Source organism: Verrucomicrobiota bacterium (genome assembly GCA_016871675.1).
Lineage (GTDB): Bacteria > Verrucomicrobiota > Verrucomicrobiia > Limisphaerales > VHCN01 > VHCN01.
This window is the reverse complement of record VHCN01000134.1, coordinates 1-3,077: the sequence shown is the minus strand read 5'-3', so window position 1 is coordinate 3,077 and position 3,077 is coordinate 1. Positions and strand designations below refer to the sequence as shown.

The following is a 3,077-nucleotide window of genomic DNA, read 5'->3' as shown; positions in this document are numbered from 1 at the left end:
TTGCCAAGATAATCGTTTCCGATGCGCCCGATGCCGCCGATCGCCACCGCGTCCACCGTGACGAGCACGACGGTGGTGGGGCCGTCCTTGAGCACGAGCGCCTTCGCGTAGGAAGGGTCATTCACCGGCCCCGCCGCGCGGTCCGTGATGTCCACCTTCGCGGCGCCGGCGAGGAGTTGGGCGGCGTTGCTTACGGTTGCCATGCTCGATGTGAGCAAGGCGGCGAGTGCGATGCAGGTAGCCCTCATGCTGTTGTCACTTTTTTCTCAATCAACTCTTCCAGCCGCGCCCAGAGCACCTGTTCCAGATGCTCGCGCAGCGGCTTTGGGTCGAAGAGTTTCACAGTTTCGCCTCCGCTTTGATTCGGAAGCTCGCCAGCACTGCGCGGTGGTCGGAGGGCCAGGCTTGCGGAAAGACGATTTCGCAGTGCGCGGCACCCTCGCCAACGATGGCAGCGTTTGCCAGCTCCAAACCGGGGCCGGCAAAATAGATGAGGTCAATGCGCTCCAAGACCTGATCGCCGGGCGGACGGCGGCCCGGTGTGCCGGTGGGATACGGCGGCGTCCATGTGATGCCGGGCTTGGCGACTTCGTCCGGGAAATGCGTGCGGTAGGCGTCGCGCAGACCGAGGGCCGCAAGGCGGTGCGAGCCGTGCCATTGGATGGCAAAGCGCAGCGGGCGTGTGGTCGGGTTTTGCACCCAGCGGTCCATGCCGCGCTCGGCGGCGCGCGCCGTCCAGTCGAGGTGTGAGGATTCGTTGAAGTCACCGGTGAGCACCACGCGTTCGCCCGCGGCGAGCCACGGACGCAGCGCGGCGAGCGTGCGTTCATAGCCGCGCGGACCGGCGCTCGCGTCTGATGCGGCGAGGATTTCCGCCGCGAACTTCGCCTCGTCCGCCGGGACTTCGCCCGCCCGGAGCCGTTGCTGAATGAGTGTGACGCCGCTGTTCCGGGGCGGCGACCAATGTGCGTTGGCGAGGATGAAGCTGGCGCCGCCGGGCAGCTTCACCCGGGCAGCGGTGAAATAGTCTTCCGTCACCAACGGTTCCAAGGGCAGGCGCGCGACGATGCCGCTGGTGTAAATGGATTTGCCGGTGCCGAATCCTGTCCAGTTTGTGCCGAGGGCCTTGAGGAGTGGCGCGGGGTTGCCGCATTCCTGCACGCCAATCACGTCCGCGTCGCATTGGCGGATGACCGCCGCGAGCGCCGTGTGCCGGGCGGTGCGGGGGAAGCCGACGTGCGGCGCGCCTTGGCCGGATTCGAGGATGTTGAAGGAGGCCACCGTGAGGGTTTGCGTTGCGGGCCGGCTGTCGCGCTCAGTTGCCATGGCCAGCAATGCATCGGCGAACGCGCGGCCCAGCCGGAGCTGGCCGTCCGTGTTGTAGTGAACGGTGTCCGCCAACAGGCCCAGCCCATCGGTGGAGACCATTCGCGCATGGGGGATGGACTCGGGCTTGCCGGAGCGGCTGTCCGCCGCCGCCATCGCGGCACGCACTTCCGTCCGATGCGTGAACCGCTCCATTGCCGGTTCGTGTGGCAGCACTTGGCCGAACACGAAGGCCACCTCTGGGGCCGCTCCGACATCCGCAGCCAGCCGCTCGCGGAGCAGCCGAAGGCTGGCTGCGTAACTCGTGGCGGAGGTCTCATGCTTGGCATCCTGCTCACCCTGCATCCACACCAGACCGCGCACCACCGGAGACTTTCCTTCCGCTCGCAAGCGCTCCAAGGCCCCGCGGAATCGCGCGACCATGTTGCGATACAGAGTGCCTTGGTTCGGATCGGCGGCATCCTTCCCGGGATGGAAGTTCACGCGCCCAGGTGTCGGCGCGCCGCCGCGCCAGATGCCTGCGTTCCAGCCGTGATGCAACGGCATGCCGCTGGCGTGAAACTTCACGATGCAAACCTCGCGCGTCGCCGCCGCGAGGCCCAGCGCGAGCCCGTATTCCGGCCCGAACTCCCCAACTCGCGTGGACGTTCGCGTCTGACCGAAATGCAGAGGTTCAAACTCCTTGCCGTTCCAAAAGCGGAGGTGCTTCCACTCGCGCGGGTGCGAAGCCGGAACCTCCTGAATCTTGCCGAGACCCTGCATGTTCGACTGCCCGCCAAGCAGGTAAACATCGACCACTTCCCCGCCCGTTGCGGAAAACGTGGCCAGCATCAATGCAAGAAAGCAAATGAGCCTCATGGAGGGGTCACTTCTTCTCAATCAACTCTTCCAGCCGCGCCCAGAGCACTTGTTCAAGATGCTCGCGCACCGGCTCGACGGTGATGCGGTTCACGATTTCGCTGGCGAAGGCGTGCGTGAGCAGACGGCGGGCGTCCACCTCGCCGAGGCCGCGCGTGCGGCAGTAGAAAAGGGCGTCGTCGTTCATCTGGCCCACGGTCGCGCCGTGCGTGCACTTCACGTCGTCGGCCAGGATTTCGAGCTGCGGCTTGGCGTTGACCGTTGCGGTGTCGGTGAGCAGGAGGTTGCGGCTGGTTTGCTTGGCGTCGGTCTTCTGCGCGTCTTTGCGGACGAAGATTTTGCCATTGAACACGCCGCGCGAGCTGCCGCCGAGGATGCCGTGATAAAACTCGTGGCTGCCGCAGTGCGGCTGCGCGTGGTACTGATAGGAATTTGCTTTTTCGACGTGGCTGGAGTGTGCCTGGCTGGGGGTGGCCATTCAAGGCGAAACGCGGCAGAATTGTCGCCCCTGGCGGGTGCTTGGTCGGCCTTCGGGGCTGCTGGGCGGCCGCCCGCCCGCCTCGAAGGCGGTCGTAGCCTCCAGCAAGGCCGCTCAGGGCACCACAGCGGCTGGAAACGGTGTCGGGGAAGCGGCCTACGGTGTTGTGCTCGGTCTTGTAGATCACCTTGCCGGCCTCCGTCACCTCGATCATGCGCGCCTGGGAGAAGGGACACCGCAGGAAATACTGGATGAGGCGCTGGATTCCCGCCCGATCGCCCGCCTCCAAGCGCACGCTCTGGTCCACACTGAAGCCCGAGTGCTTCCAGGAGCGCATATTGGCCACCACCTCCTCGGTGATCTTGTCCTCGGCCAGGAGCAGCGCGAAGACCTCCTGCTCCCAGAGCTTGAGGAA

The 3,077-nt window shown here is 65.7% G+C and carries 3 protein-coding genes and 1 pseudogene; all 4 read right to left on the bottom strand.

Annotated features, from left to right (window positions below; translation table 11 throughout):
- Positions 1-203 (bottom strand): hypothetical protein (locus FJ386_15355; GenBank protein ID MBM3878063.1); only part of this gene is annotated, 203 nt, incomplete at its 3' end.
- Positions 204-339: 136 nt separating this feature from the next.
- Complete coding sequence (locus FJ386_15350) at positions 340-2,184, bottom strand: hypothetical protein (GenBank protein MBM3878062.1); 1,845 nt, start codon at positions 2,182-2,184, stop codon at positions 340-342.
- 7 nt (positions 2,185-2,191) lie between these two features.
- Complete coding sequence (locus tag FJ386_15345; protein MBM3878061.1) at positions 2,192-2,662, bottom strand: hypothetical protein; 471 nt, start codon at positions 2,660-2,662, stop codon at positions 2,192-2,194.
- Positions 2,663-2,825: 163 nt separating this feature from the next.
- A pseudogene (locus FJ386_15340) lies at positions 2,826-2,999 on the bottom strand (IS91 family transposase).
- Positions 3,000-3,077 lie beyond the last annotated feature (78 nt).

Bases quoted from the DNA above. Each gene is read 5' to 3' on its own strand.
- FJ386_15350 (MBM3878062.1), bottom strand. From the start codon at position 2,184: ATGAGGCTCATTTGCTTTCTTGCATTGATGCTGGCCACGTTTTCCGCA.
- FJ386_15345 (MBM3878061.1), bottom strand. From the start codon at position 2,662: ATGGCCACCCCCAGCCAGGCACACTCCAGCCACGTCGAAAAAGCAAAT.